The 2,249-nt window shown below is 66.3% G+C and carries 3 protein-coding genes; all 3 read right to left on the bottom strand.

Annotated features, from left to right (window positions below; translation table 11 throughout):
* Positions 1 to 493, bottom strand: a 493-nt coding sequence (locus J4F42_22740) for a hypothetical protein (protein ID MCE2488341.1), incomplete at its 3' end; no start/stop codon positions are given.
* Positions 456 to 1,790: a DUF1326 domain-containing protein gene (locus J4F42_22735; protein MCE2488340.1), complete on the bottom strand. Its 1,335-nt coding sequence runs from the start codon at positions 1,788 to 1,790 to the stop codon at positions 456 to 458. The genes J4F42_22740 and J4F42_22735, both read right to left, overlap by 38 nt.
* Positions 1,791 to 1,804: 14 nt before the next feature.
* Positions 1,805 to 2,249: hypothetical protein (locus J4F42_22730; protein ID MCE2488339.1), on the bottom strand; the 445-nt coding region annotated here is incomplete at its 5' end.

The following is a 2,249-nucleotide window of genomic DNA, read 5'->3' as shown; positions in this document are numbered from 1 at the left end:
CCGTCCACCAGCTCGCCATCCGGCGTGTCCAGATCTGGAGCCAGTTGGCCGAGGCCAGGTAGTGCTCGGCCGAAATCTTACGGCCCTCCTCGATGAGTGCCCAGGTATACGGCTCCACGTCGCCCGGCTCCAAAGGCCGCCCGATGGCCGTCCCGAGGTCATGAGCGGTGAAGCTGCTGTGGGCCTGAACCACCCGCCCGAAGTGGGCCAGCCATTCGGGCTCGTCATAGGCCGCCGGATGCGCGGCCTCGACGCTGTGGCCGAGCGATTCGAGCAGCCGGCCGGTCTGCTCGACCGCGGTTTTGCACTCGCCATGCAGGGGCGTTCTGTCGGCCGGTGTTTGCAGCATCAGGCCGACCCGCAGGCGGCCGGGCTGGTGGGTGACTTCCTCCCGGTAGGGCCGCGATGGGGACGGCGCAGCATACGGATCGCCCGGCATGAGGCCGGCCACCGCGTCAAGCACGCCAGCCATATCGCGGACGGAACGGGTCATCACCCCTTCGGTTGCCAAGCCGTGCCAACACTCGCCCATGGCCGGCCCCAGAGACAGGCGGCCGCGGCTCGGCTTGAGGCCAATAATACCGCACATGCTGGCCGGGATGCGTAGTGAGCCCCCGCCGTCTCCGCCGTGGCCGACGGCCACCAGCCGGGCGGCGACTGCAGCCGCGCTGCCCCCGCTCGAGCCGCCGGGTGAGTGGGCCAGGTTCCAGGGATTGTGGGTCGGACCGTAGGCGGCCGGTTCCGTCGTGCCCATCAGGCCCCATTCGGGGGTGTTGGTACGGCCCACGCTGATGAATCCGGCCTGACGAAATTTCTCCGACAGATAGGTGTCTCGTTTTGAGCAGCTGCATGCCGTTGTGCAGGGGCTCGCCGGCCGGACCGCCGAGCAGGTCTTTCATGACAAACGGGACGCCGCGAAACGGGCCGTCGGGCAGCTCGGCGGACGTTGCCTGGCTGCGGGCCTTGTCGAACAGGGGGTGGATGATCGCGTTGAGCTGGGGGTTGAGTTGTTCAACCCGGGCAATGGCCGCCTCAACGAGTTCGAGGGCCTGCACCTCTCCGTTGCGGACCAGTTCAGCCTGGGCGCTTGCGTCGAGATCGACAAATTGGTCTGTCATACGCTGCTCTCCTTCGTTGCTCAGCGGAAGTGGGGTGTCGCTGTCGCTGCGCCATCGAATCGCGGTGTAGTGGCCGTTGGCCTGTCCGCTCGTGTCCTGCCAGTCGATGCCAAAGGCCTTGACCAGCATCCGCACGACTCTGGCCAGACCGATGCGCGTGTTGGCGAAGTGCAGGGTATTATCCATCATCAGCGGCTGGTCGGGAATGACCGGACTCATCACCCCCTCAACCCGGTGCTCCACGGCGCCGGGAATCGTCAGCGTTCGGGTGTGGTCGCTGTCCTTGACAAACTGGATGGGCCTGACCTCGACGCCGCGGAAATCGCCGACCAGATGGGCCAGCGGGGCGAACGGGCCGCCGTGCTGGCCGCTGGCAATGGCGGTCAGGGCCTGCTGCTGGTCCGGGCTGGCCCGCTCGTCCACAATCAGACCTACCGTCCAGTTGCCCTCAATCATGGCTCCAGGGGAGCGCACGACCGTGGCAAAGTTCAGATCGTCCAGAACCGTCTCGCCAAACCGTCCGGTCTCAATGTGGTAGCCGCCCAGCGCCGTACACGACGTATGGCTGGGCAGCGCTTCCAGGTTGGTATACAGGCAGGGGCAGACGTAATCGCAGCTGCACGCCTCACAGTATTCGCCGCTCAGATACCACTCGACCTCGGCAGGTGCCATGCGTGTTTCCTCCTTCAGCCCGCCCGCGCGACCTCTTGCACCACGGCGCGATAGGTGATGCGGGGCTTCTTTTCCAGGTCGGCCAGATAGGTGTCGATATTGTGTTCCCTGCCCAGCCGGGCCGCAACCATGTCCAGCGGATCGACCAGCGGCTCGAAGGTGCCGCCAATGTCGAGCCGCCCGCCGTCCAGGCAACAGCGGATGCCGGTATGCTTATACCTGCCCGGCAGGCCGGAGAAGGGCAGGGACAGGGGGAGCAGCAGGGGGTGCCAGGCTCCCCACAGAAATCCTGCGGTGTAGAGCGGAAAGGCGTAGGGGACGAGGTCTTTGCGGCGTTCAAGCCGGTAATGGACCGGGGCGTAGCCCTGCCCAAAGGCGCGATTGCCAACCCGCGGCGCGCCATAGGTATACACGCACGGCAGCGGACCGGGTCGGTTGGAAATGCTCTGGCCGGCCAGG

The sequence above is a fragment of the Desulfurellaceae bacterium genome (assembly GCA_021296095.1).
In the GTDB taxonomy this organism is placed as follows: Bacteria; Desulfobacterota; Binatia; order Bin18; family Bin18; genus JAAXHF01.
The sequence above is the reverse complement of the archived record's forward strand: the minus strand, read 5'-3'. Positions and strand labels throughout refer to the sequence as shown.

What these genes read in the sequence shown, in the direction of transcription:
- J4F42_22735 (MCE2488340.1), bottom strand. Translation starts at nt 1,790, where the DNA reads ATGGCACCTGCCGAGGTCGAGTGGTATCTGAGCGGCGAATACTGTGAG.